The organism is Lacrimispora sp., from assembly GCF_047605665.1.
Taxonomy (GTDB): domain Bacteria; phylum Bacillota; class Clostridia; order Lachnospirales; family Lachnospiraceae; genus Lacrimispora.
Genome location: NZ_JASGFH010000001.1, coordinates 174,055 through 194,005, shown reverse-complemented (window position 1 = coordinate 194,005; position 19,951 = coordinate 174,055). Strand labels below are relative to the sequence as shown.

20 protein-coding genes and 2 tRNA genes are annotated in these 19,951 nt (G+C 48.5%); 17 read left to right on the top strand and 5 right to left on the bottom strand.

What is annotated here, in order from left to right; genetic code table 11:
- Positions 1–61: 61 nt before the first annotated feature.
- From glnA to QM657_RS00930, 8 genes are all read left to right on the top strand, one after another.
- Positions 62–1,399, top strand: coding sequence for a type I glutamate--ammonia ligase (gene glnA, locus QM657_RS00965; protein ID WP_415064647.1), 1,338 nt, complete (start codon positions 62–64; stop codon positions 1,397–1,399).
- Positions 1,400–1,439: 40 nt separating this feature from the next.
- Positions 1,440–1,988 (top strand): ANTAR domain-containing response regulator, encoded by a 549-nt coding sequence (locus tag QM657_RS00960; protein WP_415064646.1) that lies wholly within the window; start codon positions 1,440–1,442, stop codon positions 1,986–1,988.
- A 14-nt stretch (positions 1,989–2,002) separates the two neighbouring features.
- A complete protein-coding gene (gene dapF, locus QM657_RS00955; protein ID WP_415064645.1) occupies positions 2,003–2,815 on the top strand; it encodes a diaminopimelate epimerase in 813 nt (270 codons plus the stop codon).
- 16 nt (positions 2,816–2,831) lie between these two features.
- Entirely contained in the window at positions 2,832–4,064 is a 1,233-nt protein-coding gene (locus tag QM657_RS00950; protein WP_415064644.1) for an LL-diaminopimelate aminotransferase, read from the top strand.
- Between the two features lie 139 nt (positions 4,065–4,203).
- Positions 4,204–4,659: an Lrp/AsnC family transcriptional regulator gene (locus QM657_RS00945; RefSeq protein WP_415064643.1), complete on the top strand. Its 456-nt coding sequence runs from the start codon at positions 4,204–4,206 to the stop codon at positions 4,657–4,659.
- A gap of 79 nt (positions 4,660–4,738) precedes the next feature.
- Complete coding sequence (locus tag QM657_RS00940) at positions 4,739–5,521, top strand: N-acetylmuramoyl-L-alanine amidase (RefSeq protein ID WP_415064736.1); 783 nt, start codon at positions 4,739–4,741, stop codon at positions 5,519–5,521.
- 157 nt (positions 5,522–5,678) lie between these two features.
- Complete coding sequence (locus QM657_RS00935; RefSeq protein WP_415064642.1) at positions 5,679–6,323, top strand: HAD family hydrolase; 645 nt, start codon at positions 5,679–5,681, stop codon at positions 6,321–6,323.
- A 34-nt stretch (positions 6,324–6,357) separates the two neighbouring features.
- Entirely contained in the window at positions 6,358–7,254 is an 897-nt protein-coding gene (locus QM657_RS00930) for a DUF368 domain-containing protein (RefSeq protein ID WP_415064641.1), read from the top strand.
- Between the two features lie 57 nt (positions 7,255–7,311).
- On the opposite strand, the gene QM657_RS00925 is transcribed toward QM657_RS00930, so the two are convergent.
- Both QM657_RS00925 and QM657_RS00920 read right to left on the bottom strand, forming a co-directional pair.
- A complete protein-coding gene (locus QM657_RS00925; RefSeq protein WP_415064640.1) occupies positions 7,312–8,577 on the bottom strand; it encodes a peptidoglycan-binding protein in 1,266 nt (421 codons plus the stop codon).
- Between the two features lie 100 nt (positions 8,578–8,677).
- Positions 8,678–8,875, bottom strand: a complete 198-nt coding sequence (locus QM657_RS00920) for a hypothetical protein (protein ID WP_415064735.1) — start codon at positions 8,873–8,875, stop codon at positions 8,678–8,680.
- A gap of 259 nt (positions 8,876–9,134) precedes the next feature.
- On the opposite strand from QM657_RS00920, the gene QM657_RS00915 reads away from it, so the two are divergent.
- From QM657_RS00915 to QM657_RS00905, 3 genes are read left to right on the top strand one after another with little or no spacing between them, the layout of a single operon-like run.
- Entirely contained in the window at positions 9,135–10,223 is a 1,089-nt protein-coding gene (locus QM657_RS00915) for a carbamoyl phosphate synthase small subunit (protein ID WP_415064639.1), read from the top strand.
- Entirely contained in the window at positions 10,207–13,410 is a 3,204-nt protein-coding gene (gene carB, locus QM657_RS00910) for a carbamoyl-phosphate synthase large subunit (protein WP_415064638.1), read from the top strand. Before QM657_RS00915 ends, carB begins: the two co-directional genes overlap by 17 nt.
- 15 nt (positions 13,411–13,425) lie before the next feature.
- Complete coding sequence (locus tag QM657_RS00905; protein WP_415064637.1) at positions 13,426–13,731, top strand: DUF3837 family protein; 306 nt, start codon at positions 13,426–13,428, stop codon at positions 13,729–13,731.
- A 93-nt stretch (positions 13,732–13,824) separates the two neighbouring features.
- Here the strand turns inward: QM657_RS00905 and QM657_RS00900 are convergent, their stop codons facing one another.
- From QM657_RS00900 to QM657_RS00890, 3 genes are read right to left on the bottom strand one after another with little or no spacing between them, the layout of a single operon-like run.
- Entirely contained in the window at positions 13,825–14,442 is a 618-nt protein-coding gene (locus tag QM657_RS00900) for a manganese catalase family protein (protein WP_415064636.1), read from the bottom strand.
- On the bottom strand, positions 14,442–14,738 hold the full coding sequence (locus QM657_RS00895) for a spore coat protein CotJB (RefSeq protein WP_415064635.1): 297 nt from the start codon (positions 14,736–14,738) through the stop codon (positions 14,442–14,444). Before QM657_RS00895 ends, QM657_RS00900 begins: the two co-directional genes overlap by 1 nt.
- Entirely contained in the window at positions 14,738–14,920 is a 183-nt protein-coding gene (locus QM657_RS00890) for a spore coat associated protein CotJA (RefSeq protein WP_415064634.1), read from the bottom strand. Before QM657_RS00890 ends, QM657_RS00895 begins: the two co-directional genes overlap by 1 nt.
- Before the next feature lie 192 nt (positions 14,921–15,112).
- Here QM657_RS00890 and QM657_RS00885 point away from each other — a divergent pair, with 192 nt between their 5' ends.
- From QM657_RS00885 to QM657_RS00860, 6 genes are all read left to right on the top strand, one after another.
- Positions 15,113–16,036 carry an NYN domain-containing protein gene (locus QM657_RS00885; protein ID WP_415064633.1) on the top strand — a complete coding sequence of 308 codons (924 nt, stop codon included), beginning with the start codon at positions 15,113–15,115 and terminating at the stop codon, positions 16,034–16,036.
- A 225-nt stretch (positions 16,037–16,261) separates the two neighbouring features.
- Positions 16,262–16,334 (top strand) — tRNA-Val (locus tag QM657_RS00880).
- Between the two features lie 36 nt (positions 16,335–16,370).
- Positions 16,371–16,444: transfer RNA gene (locus tag QM657_RS00875), tRNA-Met, on the top strand.
- Positions 16,445–16,751: 307 nt separating this feature from the next.
- Positions 16,752–18,167, top strand: coding sequence for an ABC transporter substrate-binding protein (locus QM657_RS00870; RefSeq protein ID WP_415064632.1), 1,416 nt, complete (start codon positions 16,752–16,754; stop codon positions 18,165–18,167).
- A 63-nt stretch (positions 18,168–18,230) separates the two neighbouring features.
- A complete protein-coding gene (locus tag QM657_RS00865) occupies positions 18,231–19,097 on the top strand; it encodes a carbohydrate ABC transporter permease (protein WP_415064631.1) in 867 nt (288 codons plus the stop codon).
- 11 nt (positions 19,098–19,108) lie between these two features.
- Positions 19,109–19,948, top strand: a complete 840-nt coding sequence (locus QM657_RS00860; RefSeq protein WP_415064630.1) for a carbohydrate ABC transporter permease — start codon at positions 19,109–19,111, stop codon at positions 19,946–19,948.
- Positions 19,949–19,951 lie beyond the last annotated feature (3 nt).

Here is a 19,951-nt window from a genome sequence, read left to right as displayed (position 1 = left end):
CCTGCGGGTGTCCCATTATGCCCAGAAAACATGGGCAATGATAATGAAAGGAAGGCGTATTATGAGCAAATATAGCAAAGAGGATATATTGCGTATTGTGGAAGAAGAGGATGTGGAGTTTATCCGGCTCCAGTTCACGGATATTTTTGGTATGCTGAAAAATGTTGCCATTACAAAAAATATGCTTGGAAAGGCCCTTGATAACCGCTGCATGTTCGACGGCTCTTCCATTGAAGGCTTTGTCAGAAATGAAGAAACGGATATGTATCTCTATCCTGACTTTAACACCTTTGAACTCTTTCCCTGGCGTCCCCAGCAGGGAAAGGTGGCCCGTCTGATGTGCGACGTCCACTGTTCCGACCAGACGCCCTTTGAAGGAGACCCCCGGTTTGTGCTGAAAAAGGTGCTGAAAAAAGCCAAGGACATGGGCTTTGTCTTCCATGCAGGCCCGGAATGTGAATTTTTCCTGTTCCACACCGATGAGGAAGGCCAGCCAACCACCAACACTCATGAGATGGCCAGCTACTTTGACGTGGCTCCCATTGATCAGGCGGAAAATGTGCGCAGGGACATGATCATGACCTTGGAGGATATGGGCTTTATGATCGAGTCCTCCCATCATGAGATCGCACCGGGACAGCACGAGATTGATTTCCAGTACACCGAAGGTCTGGCTACAGCGGATCAGATCATGACCTTTAAGATGGCTGTGAAAACCATTGCAAAGCGCCACGGCCTTCACGCCACTTTCATGCCAAAGCCCAAGGCAGGAGTCAATGGCTCCGGCATGCATCTGAACATGTCCTTATCGGATTTAAAGGGTAAAAACATGTTTGAGGACCCCAACGGCAAGCTCGGCTTAAGCAAGGTGGCATACCAGTTTATAGCCGGAATCCTTCATCATATGGAAGAGATGGCGATTATGACCAATCCTTTAGTCAACTCCTATAAGCGGCTCATTCCAGGCTACGATGCGCCTATTTACATCGCATGGTCTGCCAAGGGAAACAGAAGCTCCGTCATCCGAATCCCGTCTTCCAGAGGGGAAAGCGCCAGAATTGAGCTTCGATGCCCGGATTCTTCTGTCAATCCTTATCTGGCTCTGGCTGTCTGCCTGGCAGCGGGGCTTGACGGAATTGAAAAGGAAATGGAGGCGCCGGAAAGCGTTGACAGCAATATCTTTGTCATGCCTGCCGATGAAATCCAGAAAAGGGGAATCAGACAGCTTCCGGAAACTCTGGGAGAAGCCATTGATGCATTCCGGGAAGCTGATTTTATGAAGGAAGTGCTGGGCGAGCACATCTACACCAAGTATCTGGAAGCCAAGGTAGCGGAATGGCGTCAGTTCCGGGCTCAGGTGACGGACTGGGAAGTAGAAGAATACCTGTATAAGTATTAGGATTTCTGATTCCTGTGAGGTTATCTGGAGGTGAGAGTGTTTGACCAATGTGATAGTGGCATTTTCCAAGGCGGAGGATGCGAAAAATATTAAAAATATTCTTATGAAAAGCGGTTTTTCCGTGTCAGCGGTCTGCACCTCCGGCGCTCAGGCGGTCAAAAGTGCCGATGAGCTGGGCAGCGGAATCGTGGTCTGCGGATGCAGGTTTGCGGATATGGTGTATCAGGATATTTACGATTGTCTTCCCAAAGGGATGGGGATGCTTTTGGTGGCTTCCCCCAGCCAGTGGAGCGGCAGGGCCCCTGATGATGTGGTCTGCTTGGGCCTGCCTTTAAAGGTTCAGGACCTTGTGAGCACATTGGAAATGATGATGGAAACCATGGCCCGGAGAAGAAAGAAACTGAAAAGCCAGCCAAAGGAACGGAGCAAGGAAGAACAGGATATGATTAAAATGGCCAAGGAGCTGTTGATGGAACGAAATCACATGTCCGAGACAGAGGCCCACCGCTATATCCAGAAATGCAGCATGGACAGCGGAAACAATCTGGTGGAAACAGCCCAGATGATCATGAGCCTGATTAATATTTAGCGTGGAGGCGAGGTATGAAATTTACAAAGATGCAGGGCACTGGAAATGACTATGTGTATATTAACTGCTTTGAGGAGACGGTGGAGAATCCGGCAGAGCTTTCTAAAAAAGTCAGTGACCGCCATTTCGGAATCGGCTCCGACGGGCTCATTCTCATCTGCCCGTCAGAAACTGCGGATTTCCGTATGAGGATGTTCAATGCCGACGGCTCAGAAAGCCAGATGTGCGGCAATGGAATCCGCTGTGTGGGAAAATACGTGTACGATCACGGCATGGCAGGGAAAACAGAGTTTGATGTGGAGACAGGAGCCGGAATCAAGCATTTGAAAATTACGGAAGAAAACGGCAAGGCTGTGATGATCACTGTGGACATGGGCGTGCCGGAAATCACCAGTCAGGTGCCGGAGCCCATCTCTATCGATGGAAGGGATTATGAATTCATCGGCATTTCCATGGGAAACCCTCATGCGATCTATTTTATGGAGGGCATTGACGGTCTGGATTTAGAGGCAATCGGTCCTGCTTTCGAACATCATGTCCGTTTCCCGGAGCGCACCAATTCAGAGTTTATTGAAGTGAAGAGCAAAAGCTATATCCGCATGCGGGTGTGGGAGAGGGGAAGCGGGGAAACGTGGGCCTGCGGAACCGGAGCCACGGCCAGCGTGGTGGCCTCAGCTTTAAGCGGACGGACCTCTAATAAGGCGGAAGTGGAGCTAAAGGGCGGAAACTTAATGATCGAATGGGACAGAGAGGGAAGCGGCCATGTGTTTATGACCGGGCCTGCTGTCCAGGTATTTGAAGGAGAATTTGACGAAAGAAGTCTTTAAAATAACGGAGGAACTTATGGTTAAGATCAACGAAAATTATTTAAAACTGCCGGGAAGCTATCTGTTTTCCACCATTGCAAAAAAAGTAAGCGCTTACACAGAAGGAAACCCGGATAAAAAACTGATCCGTCTGGGAATCGGTGATGTGACTCAGCCCATTGCCCCGGCAATCATTGAAGCCCTTCACGGTGCGGTGGAGGAAATGGGAAGTGCGGATACTTTTCACGGCTATGCGCCTGACCTGGGTTATGGATTTTTGAGGGAGCTGATTGCAAAAGAGGATTACATCTCCAGGGGCTGCCCCATATCCGCAGATGAGATATTTGTTTCCGACGGAGCCAAGAGCGACTGCGGAAATATTCAGGAGATTTTTGACGAGAAGTGTAAAATCGCAGTCTGCGACCCGGTGTACCCGGTTTATGTGGATTCCAATGTCATGGCAGGAAGAACCGGAGAATACGATGAGAAGACCGGAAAATGGAGCAATGTGATCTACATGCCCTGTACCGCTGAAAATGATTTCGTTCCCAGTCTTCCTGAGGAAGTGCCGGACCTGATCTATTTATGCGTTCCAAATAACCCTACAGGCACCACTCTCACCAGGGACCAGTTAAAGGTATGGGTGGACTACGCCAATGAAAACGGCGCTGTGATTCTCTATGATGCGGCTTATGAGGCGTACATCAGCCAGGAGGATGTTCCTCACTCCATCTATGAGATCGAGGGGGCTGACACCTGTGCCATTGAGTTTCGTTCTTTTTCCAAAAACGCAGGCTTTACAGGAGTCCGCTTAGGCTTTACCGTGGTTCCCAAGGCCCTTGTAAGCGGCGGAGTGACCCTTCATTCCCTTTGGGCCAGACGCCATGGAACCAAGTTTAACGGGGCTCCCTACATCATCCAGAAAGCGGGAACAGCCGTTTATTCTCCCGAAGGAAAGGCCCAGTTAAAGGAACAGGTGGCTTATTATATGAGAAATGCGGGAGTCATTTACAATGGCTTAAAAGAGGCAGGCTGCCAGGTTTACGGCGGTGTCAACGCTCCTTATATCTGGTTAAAAGTGCCGCAGGGGATGACCTCCTGGGAATTCTTTGACTGCCTGTTAGAAGAGGCCAGCGTGGTGGGAACTCCTGGAAGCGGATTCGGACCCAGCGGGGAAGGATATTTCCGTCTGACCGCCTTTGGAACGTATGAAAATACGGTGGAAGCCGTTGAACGGATGAAGAAGTGTCTTCCTTCCTTATATAAATAGAGGTTGACAAATCTTTGAGAATTAGTTATTATTATTTCGGAAAAACATAAAAAAATGAAGCTTAACTCGTAAGAACAAAAGCGTTCGGTGCCCTGACGGTGCTGACGCTTTTTTTATTTGAAGGGCAGAGGAGAAGAATATGGACGATATCGATAAGAAAATAGTGCAGATCCTGCAGAAAAATGCCAGAGCATCTTTAAAGAACATAGCGGATAATACCTTTCTTTCCTCACCGGCAGTTTCCTCCAGAATTGAAAAGCTGGAGAGGGAGAAGATCATCACCGGATACCACGCTTCCGTAGACCCGGTGAAGCTGGGGTATCACATCATTGCCTTTGTGAGCCTGGAGGTCTCCCCCATGGATAAAATCCAGTTTTATGAACATATGAAGTCTGTACCCAATGTCCTGGAGTGCAACTGCGTGACAGGAGATTACTCCATGCTGATTAAGGTGGCCTTTCCCAGCACCATGGAACTGGACGTTTTCATCGGAAGGCTCCAGAAATACGGAAAGACCAGCACCCAGATCGTCTTTTCTGCTCCGGTGGAGCCAAGAGGCGTGGATGTGATGGCGGAAATGGGAGAAAAAGAATAAATCCGGACTGAAACATGGTACGGAGGGGACTGCTTTGACATACTTTATAGAATAGAGGTATGTGAAAGGAGTTTTTCTTTTGGAAGAGAGAAAGATCGTAGTAATAGATGCGGGTCACGGCGGCGCAGACCCAGGCGCAACTTATAACGGGCGGAAGGAAAAAGATGATAACTTAAACCTTGCGCTGGCTGCGGGGCAGATCCTTGCAGACAACGGAATCGATGTCAGGTATACCAGAACTGACGATACCTACAATACCCCTCTTGAAAAGGCTATGATGGCAAATAATTCGGAGGGAGACCTTCTCGTATCCATACACCGCAATGCAATGCCTGTTCCCGGCTCCGGTTCCGGAGTGCTGACTCTTGTTTTTGAAGACAACGGAGCCCCGGCCATGTTCGCAAAGAATATAGGGGAGGCACTCAGCGAGACGGGATTTACCAACCTGGGAACAGTGGAGCGTCCCGGACTGGTGATGCTCAGGCGGACAAATATTCCGTCGGTTATGGTGGAAGCCGGTTTTATTGACAATGAAGGAGATAACGATTTATTTGACCGGAATTTTCAGGAGATCGCTCAGGCCTTGGCCCAGGGAATTTTAAATACCTTCCGGGACCAGTCAGAGGAAAAAACAGAATATTACCAGGTGCAGACAGGCGCTTACAGAGTCCGCCCGCTGGCCGAAAGCCAGATGGAGGCTTTAAAGTCCCAGGGATTTCCTGCCTTTATCGTCTTAGAGGATGGGCTTTACAAGGTCCGCGTGGGAGCATTCCGCAACCTGGATAACGCAGTCCGCATGGAGCAGTCCCTTAAGCAGTGCGGATATAACACGTTTTTGGTGAAAAGACCGGCGGTGTATTGAAAATCGGATGCCCCTGGTGCAGGCTTTTTTAAAAAAGGCCTTGCACCAGGGGCTTATTTTTGTGAATCCGGTGAGCCATACTTTTCCCTTTACGGCTTGACAGAATGGATGGAAGTATCGTAATGTTTATAAAGAGATAACAAAAAAGGAGACAGAAATGATTAAGGCAGTTATTTTTGACATGGATGGAGTTATCATTGACAGCGAAGGCGTTTACTTAGAACACCAATTGGAATTTGCCAGGACCAAGAATCCCGATGTGAAGCTGGAACAACTGTTTCCCATGGTGGGAGCCACGAAACAGGAGTGCTGGGAAATCCTGGAAGGAGTGGTGAATAACGGACAGTCCTGGGAGGAGCTTCGGGAGGAGTTTAAGCAGATGGATATTTACAGCCGGATGGACTACAAAAAGATATTCCGTCCGGAGGTAAAGGAAACTCTCATGGAGCTGAAGGAGAGAGGATACAGGCTGGCTCTGGCTTCTTCCACAAGGCTTCCCGTGGTGGAGCGGGTTTTAGAGGAAAATGAAATACGGCATTACTTTGAGGCTGTTGTCAGCGGCGGCCAGTTTAAGCGGAGCAAGCCTGATCCGGAAATCTATCTGCACACCGCAGGGCTGATTCATGTTGATCCCAAAGAGTGTCTGGCAGTGGAGGACTCTACCGTTGGAATCCTGGCCGCTTACAGGGCCGGCATGAAGGTTGCGGCCCTCATCGATGAACGGTTTGGCTTTGACCAGAGCCTGGCAGATTGTAAGCTTCGGCGGGTGAAAGATGTATTAGAAGAGGTGGAGAAGGCATAAGCTGTGATATACATATTGAATCAGGAGGAATTGATTGAGGTATATCAATGAGCTTTTAAAAGGACTGATCATTGGTGTGGCAAACATACTTCCGGGAATCAGCGGAGGGGTGCTGGCCATTTCCATGGGAGTGTATGATAAGATCATCCATGCGGTAAACCGGCTGTTTAAGGAGCCGGTGAAAAGCCTGCGGATTCTGCTGCCTTATGGAATCGGGGCTGTGGTGGGAATTGTGTTTCTCTCCCTGGCCTTTGAGTATCTTTTTTATACATATCCCCTTCAGACGAAAATGGCGTTTCTGGGAATGATTGGCGGTGGGCTTCCTTCCCTGTTCCGGAAGGGATTTCCAAAAGGACAAAAGGGAAAGACGGCAGGGCTGGTGACCGCATTTTTGACCTGTGCAGCAGTGATTTTCTTCACCTTTGGGGCTGAAAAAATGATCGCTTCCGGTCAGAGGGGAGAGAACCTGGCTTCCGGGGCTGCCTGGCTTTCTTCCGGGACTTACTGGGTGCCTGTTTTGTTCCTGATCGGCCTGATCGGGGCGGCTACCATGGTGATTCCGGGAATCAGCGGTTCCATGATCATGATGATGCTGGGATTTTATGAGCCCCTTCTCCAGACCAATAATGCCTGTATCCGGGCCTTGTCTTCCCTTGATTTTAACAGTCTTTTCACCAACGGAATCGTGATGGTTCCATACTATGCAGGTCTTGCTGTCGGTGTATTTTTATTTGCAAGGGCAGTGGAATGGCTTTTAAGGTGCCATGAACGGAAGATGTATCAGGTTATTATGGGGCTGGTTTTTTCTTCTCCGTTTGTCGTGCTGTGGGATGTGACATGGAGCAGTGTCATGACCCATCAGATTCTGGCGGGTATTTCTTTGAGCCTTCTTGGCTATGTCTGCGCTGTGGGGCTGGGAGGAGAAGGCTGAATAAAAAGCCGCTAAGGGCCTTTGTCTGGCCTTTAGCGGCTTTTGCTGTGTCAGAGCCTAAGAATACTCCGCAATCCTTGTAATGCCCACATAGATATGGGAAATGCGGTACCAGGTGGCAAAATCGATCACTCCTGTGACCGGGAGCCCGAAAATGGTTTGGAACTGGCGCACTGCCTCTGCTGTTGCGGGGCCGAATATTCCGTCAGCGGTGACCTTTGGAATGGCAGTGTAAACACCGGCAATGGTGCCCAGCTGCTCCTGAACCTGCTGGACCTTTTCTCCGCTGGCGCCTAAGGTTAAATTGTAACCGGGCCAGGAGGAAGGAACTCCGGAAATCTGCTCCGCCGTGTTGATGTACATATTGCTTCCGTAATAATACCGGAGGATTTCAATGGCAGAGTAACCCTGTTCACCCAGGGTCTTTGATCCCCACTGTGTCATCCAGTTTGGACAGGACACCCGGTTTCCGTCACAGTATTGGGTGAGTATGGGCTGTTTGACGCCCGGACGGGATAAGTAGCTGTTAAAAATTTCATCCACAACCTGAGAAATGCTCTCATAAATATTCCGCCCGTGAATCCATTTGTGGTCGAAAGCGGTGGATGAAGTGATGGTAAAATCATAGCCCTGGTTCCGGTACCACTCCGTATAAACCCGGTTTAAGGTGAAACTCATAATAGCCAGAACATTGGCAATGATGGTCTCTCTGGGCCAGGTGGCGTAAATCTCGCTGGAGGCCACATTTTTAATGTAATCCCGGTAAGGGACGTAATGATTTTTTGCGGTGGGGTCAGTGGGAGCGCCGTCGTGGACGATGATGGTCTGGGGAACCACAACCTGGCTTAATACGATTTCTCCGGTTTCTGCCACAGGTTTTATCTCATCCTCTGCGATTTTAGGAGGGTAGTCTCCATAAAGCGTGTGGTCCGGGATGACGATGGGAACATCCGCAGAAATGGAGTCCGCAACAGGAATCATGCGCACCGGCTGGAGAGCCAGCGTCTGGGCCAGGATTTCCGTTCCTGAGACTTCCACCGGCTCAAAGCCCGGTGCCTGGATCAGGAGAGAATATTCCGAGTAAGGCTGAATAAGGCCCGGTGATAAGCTTAAGTCAATGGGAGGTGCGGACAAACTGATGCTTTCCGTCTGCCCTGATACGTCTGTGGTAACCTGTTCCAGGACGTTTGACGGGTCTCCTTTATAAGAAATGGATATTTCTGCACCCTGTATGGGAAAATTGTTTTCCGCAGAAACCACATTTATCTGAAGAAGTCCTGTAGAAGAGGTTTGCTGTGCGGCGACTGTCTTGCAGCGATTCATAAAATGCCCCTTGTTGAAATGATTATTATAAATATATTAAAGGGCAGGGAGAATGATTACAAAAGCCCTGCAGGATGAAAAATTATCCTGCAGGGAGCTTTCAGAAAAAGGAGTTTTTCGGTTCGTGAAACATGGATTCCACATAGTTTCTCATTTCATCGCGGCTTTCAATGGTTCTGGCGCCGTTGACGATTCTGTTCCGCTCCGGTTCGCTAAGCCCCGCAAAACGGGCCAGAATGTCGGAATGCTGTGCCAGCTCCATGGTAAAACCAATGGGAAGTTCGCTGTTATCAATCATCATCATCACCTCATTCATAGTCTGCTCCAATGGCTCCCAAAGTATGCGTCAGAAGAAAATACCAGACTGATTTTGAATAAATATTCATGGTTTTTAGTTAAAATAGTTAAAAATACAAAATATGTGCATAAAAATGTAGTAAAATAAAAATGCAGAAAACAGTTGAAAAATCTTCCCAAATCCTGTATAATCTACTCAATTTGGGCAGACTTAATCAAACTCAAAAACCATACACTCAGAGAAAGGATGGATTTTGCGTATGAAAGCTTTTTTAATACTGGAAGACGGAACTGTTTTTACAGGGACCAGTATTGGTTCAACCAGGGAAGTGATAAGTGAAATCGTATTCAATACTTCCATGACCGGTTATTTAGAAGTCCTCACCGACCCCTCCTATGCGGGGCAGGCCGTTGTGATGACGTACCCCTTAATTGGCAATTACGGCATTTGTTATGAAGATATGGAATCATTTAAACCATGGCCGCAAGGCTTTCTTGTCAGAGAATTATCCAGAATCCCCAGCAATTTCAGAAGCAGGGATACCATTCAACATTTCTTAGAAGCATATGACATTCCCGGTATCAGTGGTATCGATACAAGAGCCCTAACAAAAATCTTAAGAGAAAAAGGTACGATGAACGGCATGATTACGACCGATGAAGGTTTTAATTGTGACGAAGTCATTGATCGTATGAAAAAATACTCTGTTGCAGGCGTTGTAAAAGCCACCACCTGCAGGGAAAGCCATGTCCTTCCAGGTGAAGGGAAAAAGGTGGCCCTTTTGGACCTTGGAGCCAAGAAAAACATCGCCCGCTCCCTGCAGGAAAGAGGCTGTCAGGTGACCGTGTATCCTGCATACACGAAAGCAGAAGAAATTCTTTCCTCAAACCCTGACGGCATCATGCTTTCCAACGGCCCCGGCGATCCCAAGGAGTGTGAGGAAATCATTGAGGAAATTAAGAAACTGTATCAGTCCGATGTGCCCATTTTTGCCATCTGTCTGGGGCATCAGCTTATGGCCCTGGCGACGGGAGCCGATACCCACAAGCTGAAATACGGCCACAGGGGAGGCAACCATCCGGTAAAGGATTTGGAAACAGGGCGGGTGTACATATCTTCCCAAAACCACGGCTACGTGGTGGACATGGACACTGTTGACCCGGCTGTTGCAGAGGCCGCATTTATAAACGTCAATGACGGGACCAATGAGGGGCTGAAATACAGAGGCAAAAACGTGTTCACCGTCCAGTACCACCCCGAAGCCTGTCCCGGCCCCCAGGATTCCGGTTACTTATTTGACCGTTTTTTGAAAATGATGGAGGTGGATGATCATGCCCAGAAATCATGATATAAAAAAGGTGCTGGTCCTTGGTTCAGGGCCTATCATCATCGGACAGGCAGCAGAATTTGACTACGCAGGAACCCAGGCCTGCCGTTCTTTAAAAGAAGAGGGGATTGAAGTCGTCCTCCTAAACTCCAACCCGGCCACCATTATGACGGATAAGGACATTGCGGACAAGGTATACATCGAGCCCTTGACTTTGGAAACAGTGGAGCAGTTGATCTTAAAGGAAAGGCCGGACAGCGTCCTCCCCACACTAGGCGGCCAGGCAGGCTTAAACCTGGCCATGGAGCTGGAGGATGCGGGATTTTTACAGGAACACAGCGTAAGGCTGATCGGAACTACCGCTCTCACCATAAAAAAGGCGGAAGACCGGGAGATGTTTAAAAACACCATGGAAAAGATCGGGGAGCCTGTAGCCCCTTCCGATATTGTGGAATGTGTGGAGGATGGCCTGCGGGTCGCCCAGGAAATCGGATATCCGGTGGTTCTCCGCCCGGCTTACACCCTGGGAGGCTCCGGAGGAGGGATTGCAAAAGACCCTGCCAAGTGCCGTGAAATCCTTGAAAACGGCCTCCGCTTATCCCGTGTGGGGCAGGTTCTGGTGGAACGGTGCATCGCAGGCTGGAAGGAAATCGAATACGAGGTCATGCGGGATAGCGCAGGCAATGTGATCACCGTATGCAACATGGAAAACTTAGACCCGGTGGGGGTCCATACGGGAGACAGCATTGTGGTGGCCCCTTCCCAGACCCTGGGGGATAAGGAATACCAGATGCTGCGCACCTCAGCCCTTAAGATCATCAGCGAGCTGGAAATCACCGGAGGCTGTAATGTCCAGTACGCCCTTCACCCGGAAAGCTTTGAATACTGCGTCATCGAAGTGAATCCCCGTGTCAGCCGCTCCTCAGCTCTGGCTTCCAAGGCCACCGGCTATCCCATTGCCAAGGTTGCGGCCAAAATCGCCCTGGGGTATCACTTGGATGAGATCAGAAACGAGGTCACAAAGAAGACGTACGCCAGCTTCGAACCCATGCTGGATTACTGCGTGGTCAAGATGCCCCGCCTTCCCTTTGACAAGTTTTTAAGTGCCAAACGAACCCTTGGAACCCAGATGAAGGCCACGGGAGAGGTCATGAGCATCTGTCCCAGCTTTGAAGGGGGTCTGATGAAGGCCATCCGCTCTTTGGAACAGCATGTGGACAGCTTGATGTCCTATGACTTTACGGGGCTTTCCGATTATGAACTGACCGAGACCCTTCATCTGGTGGACGACAGAAGGATATGGGTCATTGCAGAGGCCCTGCGCAGGGGATTTACCTACGAAAAAATTCACGATATTACAAAGATCGATCTATGGTTTATCGATAAGCTGGCAATTCTGGTGGAAATGGAGACAGAGCTGAAAAAAGGCCCTCTCACAGTTGAACTGTTAAAAGAAGCAAAAAGGCTGGAATATCCGGATACGGTCATTTCCGGACTGACCGGGATTTCTTCGGAGGAAATCCGCCGGATGAGAAAGGAAAACAATATCCTGGCAGCCTTTAAGATGGTGGACACCTGCGCAGCCGAATTTGCCGCTGAAACGCCTTATTATTACTCCTGCTTTGGGAGTGAAAACGAGGCGGAACAGACTACTGGGAAAAAGAAGGTGCTGGTTCTTGGGTCAGGCCCTATCCGAATCGGACAGGGAATTGAATTTGACTTCTGCTCGGTTCACAGCACCTGGAGCTTTCGCCGGGAAGGCTATGAGACCATTATCGTCAACAACAATCCGGAAACCGTGAGCACGGATTTTGACATTGCGGATAAGCTGTATTTTGAACCTCTGACTCCGGAGGATGTGGAAAGCATTGTCGACATGGAAAAACCGGATGGGGCAGTGGTCCAGTTCGGCGGCCAGACTGCCATTAAGCTGACAGAGGCCCTGATGAAGATGGGAGTTCCCATTCTGGGCACAGCGGCAGAGGATGTGGATGCGGCGGAGGATCGGGAGCTGTTTGATAAGATTTTAGAGGAATGCCGGATTCCAAGGCCGGCGGGACAGACCGTATTCACGGCAGAAGAAGCCAAAGAAGCGGCCCGCGCCTTAGGCTACCCGGTTCTGGTAAGGCCCTCTTATGTGCTGGGAGGCCAGGGGATGCAGATCGCCATATCGGACCAGGATGTAGATGAATTCATCGGAATTATCAACCAGATCGCCCAGGAACACCCCATTCTTGTGGATAAGTACATTGTGGGCAAGGAAATCGAGGTGGATGCGGTCTGCGACGGGGAAGACATTCTGATTCCTGGAATTATGGAGCACATCGAGCGGGCGGGAGTCCACTCCGGTGACAGCATCTCCGTATATCCGGCTCAAAGCATAAGCCGGAAAACAAAGGATATTCTGGTGGAATACACCGGAAGGCTGGCAAGGGCCCTTCACGTCAAGGGAATGATCAACATTCAGTTCATCGTCAGCGGGGAAGACGTCTATGTAATAGAAGTAAATCCCCGCTCCTCCAGAACCGTTCCCTATATCAGCAAGGTGACCGGCATTCCCATTGTCCCTCTGGCGACGAAAGTCATCTGCGGACATTCCATTAAGGAGCTGGGGTATGAACCGGGGCTTCAGCCTGAGGCAGAGCATATTGCCATAAAGATGCCTGTATTCTCCTTTGAAAAGATCAGAGGCGCTGACGTGAGCCTGGGACCGGAAATGAAGTCCACAGGGGAGTGTCTGGGAATTGCAAAGACCTTTAACGAGGCGCTTTACAAGGCATTTGCAGGGGCAGGCGTCCGTCTGCCAAAGCATAAGAACATGATCATAACCGTGAGGGATCCCGATAAGGAAGAGGTCATTGACATAGCCAGAAGATTTCAGGCCCAGGGCTATCAAATATTCTCCACCTCAGGAACAGCAAAGGTGTTAAATAAAAATGGGGTCAAAGCCCTGCAGGTTCGAAAGCTGGAACAGGAATCCCCCAACCTGCTGGATTTGATCCTGGGTCATAAAATCGACTTAATCATCGATACGCCTCCCCAGGGAGCGGACAGAAGCAGGGACGGATTCGTGATCCGGAGAAATGCCATAGAAACCGGGGTGACCGTGCTGACTTCTCTGGATACGGCTGCCGCTCTGGTGACCAGTATGGAAAATAAATCAAAGGCAATGACCTTAATCGACATTGCCAGGGTGAAAAGCCTGTAAAGGAGTGAAGGATTTATGGTATTTTACATCAACAAACAGGCCGTGGAAATCAAAGCCAGATTTGAAAACGCGCCCCTCACCTCAGCCAATGAGGTGTGTGTCTCTCTTGGAATGCTTTATAAGATTTACAATCTTCCTTTTCCTCCAAAAAGGGAAACGGTCAGCGAGATGAAAGCGGATTTTTTCGCCGCTGCCGGAGAAATTCCTGTGCCATCGGAATTTGCCGCTAAAATCATAACTCTTCTTAAGGGATACTATAAAGATGAGCCGGTAAAGGATGAAGTTTATGATTTGATGAAGTACTGTTATGATGAGCAGTAAATAAGAGAGAATTTAAGAAAATAAAGCCAGATTTTGAAAAAAAGACCGGAACCCTGAAGAAAAACAGAGCTCCGGTCTTTTTGAAATTTCCGGTTACATCTGGTTTTTAACAAACTGCTTGTCAAATTCCGGATTAAAATAATAAAAGTTCTTGGAATCTAAGTTGGATTTGATCTTTTCCATGGCCTCCCCAAACCTCTGGAAATGAACGATTTCTCTTGCCCGCAGAAACTTTAATGGCTCCCGCACGTCAGGATTTGTGATAATCCGAATCAGGTTGTCATAGGTAGTTCTCGCTTTCTGCTCTGCCGCAAGGTCCTCCGTTAAATCTGTAATGGCATCGCCTTTGGACTGGAACTCACAGGCGTTAAAGGGAACACCGGCTGCCGCCGTCGGCCACAGCGCTGTCGTATGGTCCACGTAATAGGCGTCAAAACCGGCTGTTTTTGCCTGCTCCGGAGTCAGATTTTTCGTAAGCTGGTAAACGATGGCGCAGATCATTTCCAGGTGTCCCAGCTCTTCCGTTCCGATGTCGGTCAAAAGTCCGGCGACCTCTTTGCATGGCATGGAATACCTTTGGGAAAGATAGCGCATAGAAGCAGCCAGCTCACCGTCCGGCCCGCCGAACTGGGTGATGATTAAGGAAGCTGTTTTGGGACAGGTTTCCTTGATGTTGACAGGAAATTGCAGTCTTTTTTCATAATTCCACATTATACAGCACCTCCTTCCCATGGCATAGGGCCGTCACACCAGGTAAAATGTTTCTGTCCCCCGTATTTCGTTTGAGAAGCCGTCTTGTTGTTGGAATCAGGGCAGACGCAGTCCATGGTGAGCGGTTCAAAATTCTCCCCATACGTTTTTAAAAGCTGTTTTCTCTGCATCATGGCCTGCTGGAAGGCGGATAATGCGTTTTCATCCAGAGGATGAGTGTCTAAATAAAGGGTTAAATCATTGACCGTAAAGCTGATTTCTGTAATCTGTTTTAAAAGAGTTTTTTGATCTGCCATTATTGTCCACCTCCTGAAGCATAGAACGGAAAATTAAGGCCCGGAAAAATGGTTCCGTGCTTTAGCGCTGATGCAGAGTCATAAGGCTGTTCCCAGGTCTGGACCGGAACCGAAGAAATGCCCAAGGGCGGCGAAGAGGGCGGAGACAAAGGTGCCGTATTTTCTTTTTGTACTGAATTCATAATTGTACTCCTTTCAGTAATTGACAGGGCTTCTTTTTTATTATGGTTAGAAACGTTTTAAATACATTATAAAAATTCTCCCAGTCTGTTTTGGCGGTGATATTGTAATAAATGGAAAAATGAAATATAATAGGTAGACAGGCGACGATCCTGACAAAAAGTGGAAAAAAACAAAGACGGGAGAACAGAACGTTGAGTGACAAGAAGTTTGCAGTATTGATTGATTCGGATAATATTTCCGCCAAGTATATTACGTGTATTCTGGATGAGATGACCCGGTACGGGGTGATTACCTACAAGAGAATTTATGGGGACTGGACCAGCGCCCAGATGGGAAAGTGGAAGATGGAACTGCTGGAAAACTCCATCACCCCCATTCAGCAGTTTTCCAATACTGTGGGAAAGAATGCAACGGATTCCGCATTGATCATCGATGCCATGGATTTGCTTTATACGGACAATGTGGACGGGTTCTGCATCGTGTCCAGTGACAGCGATTTCACCCGTTTAGCCAGCAGGCTTCGGGAATCGGGAAAAGAAGTCATTGGTATGGGAGAGGAGAAGACCCCCAAATCCTTCCGGGCCGCCTGTACGGTATTCACCAATTTAGAGGTCCTTCTCGATCAGGAAGAAGAGGGGACCAGAGGCGGAGCCATTGGAAAAGATGTGATTGAGCAGGATATCACTTCTATTATATTGGAAAATGATGACAAAAATAAATCCACAGGGCTGGGAGAGATCGGCAACCGCCTTGTGAAAAAATATTCCGACTTTGACGTGCGTAATTACGGCTACAGCTCTTTGTCCAAGTTTTTGGAGGAAATGGATGGCTTTGAACTGAGAAAGTCCAAGAATGTGGTGACTGTCCTGGTGAAGGACAACCGGACCAAAAAACAGGAGCTGGACGATTATGCCATCAAGCTGGTAAAGGACAGCGGAAAAAACGGCCTGGAGCTGGCTGCCCTTGGAAACGGCATTCACCGGAAGTTTGCGGATTTTAAGGTGAAGGACTACGGATATTCCACATTTTTTAAATTTGTCAACAGCATTGGACAGTTGGAGGTCCGGGAAAACAAGAACAACAGTAAGACCGTATATCTGAAGCAAAATTTGTAAATCCTATTTAAAAAGGCCGTATTTTCCTCCTTACCCGCAGGGTGCTTTCTTGCGGTAAAGAGGGAAATACGGCGGAAACTGCCGGAAAATCAGGGCTTTGCAGAGAGAAAGAAAAAAAGGAAAAAAATTGACAAAAAAATGTTGACAATTAAAACAATTCATATTATACTAGGGAAGCAGTCGAGAGCAGGACTTAAATGAAGGAAATGCGATCGTACAAGCACTGGGATCTTAGCTCAGCTGGGAGAGCATCTGCCTTACAAGCAGAGGGTCACAGGTTCGAGCCCTGTAGGTCCCACTGATAAACAATCTGTTTATCGCAATCAAATCATATGGCGGAATAGCTCAGTTGGCCAGAGCACACGGTTCATACCCGTGGTGTCGAGAGTTCAAATCTCCCTTCCGCTACTGAAAAACCTCACAATCGCAGGATTGTGAGGTTTTTTGTCATCCCGTCTTTTTCATTTCCCTACGGTGACCGTACAGTAAAAAGTGGCCCTCTGTATATTGACAATTGATAATGACAGTAATATGATTAGTGATATAAACAGCGGTGCCGTAAGGCCGCAGAGGAGGCAGCAAAACACATCATCAACAGCTTTGGAAAGGCATCATTTATCCTTGGCGCAGACTGCACGCTCCCTACGGAAATTCCGTACGAGAGAATCCGTGCAATCGCAGAAGCGGCAAGAGAAATATAAACAGGAGGCTAGGCATGAGAAAAACAATCGCAGGTATTTTGGCAGCAGCAATGACAGCAGGTCTGGTTACAGGCTGCGCAGGCGGAGCCGGAACAGGCAGTACGGCAGCACCGGCAGGAGGCAGCACTCAGGCAGCAGAGCAGGGAGAGAGCACACAGGGAGATAAGGCCGTATATCCGGCAGGCACCATCACCATCTACGGCACAGGGCAGCCCCAGTACCTCCAGGAGTACTACGATGCCTGGCTGGATGCCCACCGGGATATCGCTCCTGACGTAAAGATTGAGATTGTACAGACAGAGGGCCATGCCCAGAGCCGTGAGAAAATCACCATGACCGCTTTATCGGGAGCAGAGGATGATCTTCCTGATGCAACCTATTTAGACCCGGTAAACATTATGGACCTTTCCCAGGCAGGGCTTTTGAAGGACGAAACGGAATTTTTAAAGCCTTACATGGCTCAACTGGTGGACGGAGCAGCCAGTGACGCGACGATAAACGGAAAAACCTACGGGCTTCCTGAATCAGTTCGCCCCAATGTGTTATTCTATAACAAGGACATTTTTGAAAAGTACGGAATTGATCCTGCCATGATGAATACCTTTGACGGATATGTGGAAGCAGGCCGCCAGTTAAAGGAAAAGAGCAGCGGAGAAGTTTATTTATCCTATATCAGCCCAGGAAGCAGAACCTGGAGATATTGGGGAAGAAGAGGTCTTATGCCCCAGGCTAATGCAAGAATCTGGGATGAAAAAGGCGAGATCGTAATCGGAGGGGATGAAGGCACAAAGCTGGCCCTTGGAACCCTTGACACCTTATATTCCGAAGGCCTGCTGTTAAAGTCTGAAATCATGGAGCCGGCTCTGTACGACGCCATTAACCAGCAGAAAGTGGCCACCTTCTATATCGGCGCTTTCTGGGATGAATTTATGAGAAAGAACTGCCAGCCAACGGCAGGACAGTGGAGAGTGCTGCCTTCTCCTGAATTTGAAGGCGTGGGCAAAGCGGGCGCTCCTGTATCCTCTTACTTCTGTATTGTGAACAAGGGCGACAACGTGTATGCCGGACTGTTAGAGCAGTTGTGGAAAGACTTCACCTTTGATACCCAGTCCAGAAATACATGGGTAAAATCCATGGAATCCCAGAATGCCCCGTATGCCAACCCCATTTCTCTGGAAATGCTCCAGGATGATTTCTGGAAAGAGCCTTCCGAATTTTACGGCGGCATGTCTTTCCGTGAAATGGAAGGCAAGTGCCTGGAAAACGGTGCCGCCAACCTGGTTGTAACACCTCAGGATGCGGAGGCAGACGGAATTATTTCGGCAGAGCTGGAAAATTATGTGGCTGGAAACCAGACCATGGAAGAGGCCATTGCCAACATGGATAAGAATTTAAAAGCCAAGATCGGTAAGGCGGAAATCATTGATTAATGGAACAGGTTACAGGGGGAAGGCTCATCCTTCCCCCTGCTGTAAAATGTGAGGAGAAATCATATGCTTAAGACATGGAATAAATACAAAGCTCCCTATCTGTTCATACTGCCGTTTTTTATCCTGTTTCTGGTATTCCAGCTACTGCCCATTGTCTGGACCTTTTACATCAGCCTTACCAACTGGAAGGGGATCGGGACGCCGGAATTTGCAGGGCTTGGAAATTATAAAAAGCTGCTGATCGACAACATGTTCTGGGCTGCCCTTGGAAATACGGTGGTGTACTGGATCACAGGACTTGTATTCATCCTGGTGCTTTCCGTATTCATTGCAAGCCTGCTCAGTTCCAGGCTGTTAAAAGGAAAGGCCGTATTCCGGACCATTACGTTTTTGCCCAATATCTGCGCCGCCATTGCCATGGGCCTGATCTTTCGTATGCTCTTTGATGAAAATGCGGGACTGTTCAACGAATTTCTCGCGTCCCTCGGCCTGGGAAAGGTCCCCTGGCTGACCAGCACCCGGTATTCGAAAATACCGGTTATTATGCTCAATGTGTGGAGAAACACCCCATGGTTCACCATGATCGTGCTTTCCGGCATTTTAGGCATATCCAAAGACTATTATGAGGCCGCTACCGTAGACGGAGCTAATACCTGGAAGCAGTTTTTCTATATCACCCTGCCTTCCCTGAGCAATATTTTATTTTTCTGTTCCATTACCCTTACGGTGGACAGTTGGAAGCTGTTTAATGAATCGTATATTCTTCCGGGGCCGGGTACGTCCAACACATCCTTATTCCAGTACATGTATGAATCCGGGTTTAATATTTTCAACATGGGATATGCTTCCGCCATTGGCGTGATTTTAATTTTGATTCTGGCTGTTTTATCTGTGATACAGATGGTTGTCAGGAAAAGACAGGAAGAATAGGAGGAGAGAATATGGGATATAAGGGTAAGAAAAAAATGATGTCCTTTGCAATCTTTGGGATATTGACCGTGATCTCTCTGGTCTGTCTTTTTCCTGTTTTGTGGATGTGCCTGATCTCCGTTAAGCCGACGTCAGAAAGCATCAGCGGTTTCAGCTCCATCTGGGTTGACAATCCCACTTTTGATAATTTTAACAGGCTTTTTTCCATGATTCCCGTGGCTTCCAATTTCTTTAACAGCATCTTTACCACGGTTGTGGGAACGGTCACTTCCCTGTTTTTTTGTTCATTGGCGGGCTTTGCGTTTGCAAAATACAAGTTTCCGGGAAGGAATTTCCTGTTTTATTTTGTCATAGGAACCATGCTGGTGCCGCCGGAGGTGGGAGCGGTTCCTCTCTTTATCATCATGAAGAAGCTGAATTTAATCAACAGCCTCTGGTCCCTGGTGATTCCCCGTATTGCCACGGCAGTTGGGATTTTTTACATGAACCAGTATATCAGCGATGTGCCTGACGAACTGATCGAGGCGGCTAAAATAGACGGATGCAAGGATTTTGGTATATTCTGGAGGGTGATTCTGCCCACCATCAAGCCGGCACTGGCTTCCTGGGCCGCCGTAACTCTCATTGCCAGATGGAATGATTTCTTCTGGCCGCTGCTGTATTTGAGAAAACAGGCTAAGTATACTTTGATGGTCACCATTTCCCTGCTGCCTGTCAGTGAAGGCCTTTCTACCCCCTGGCCTGTCATTCTCGCAGGAACTACACTTGTCATTATACCGATTATTGTGCTATATATAATATTGCAGACCTTTCAAAAGGATGGGATGATGGAAGGTGCAGTCAAAGGCTGATGA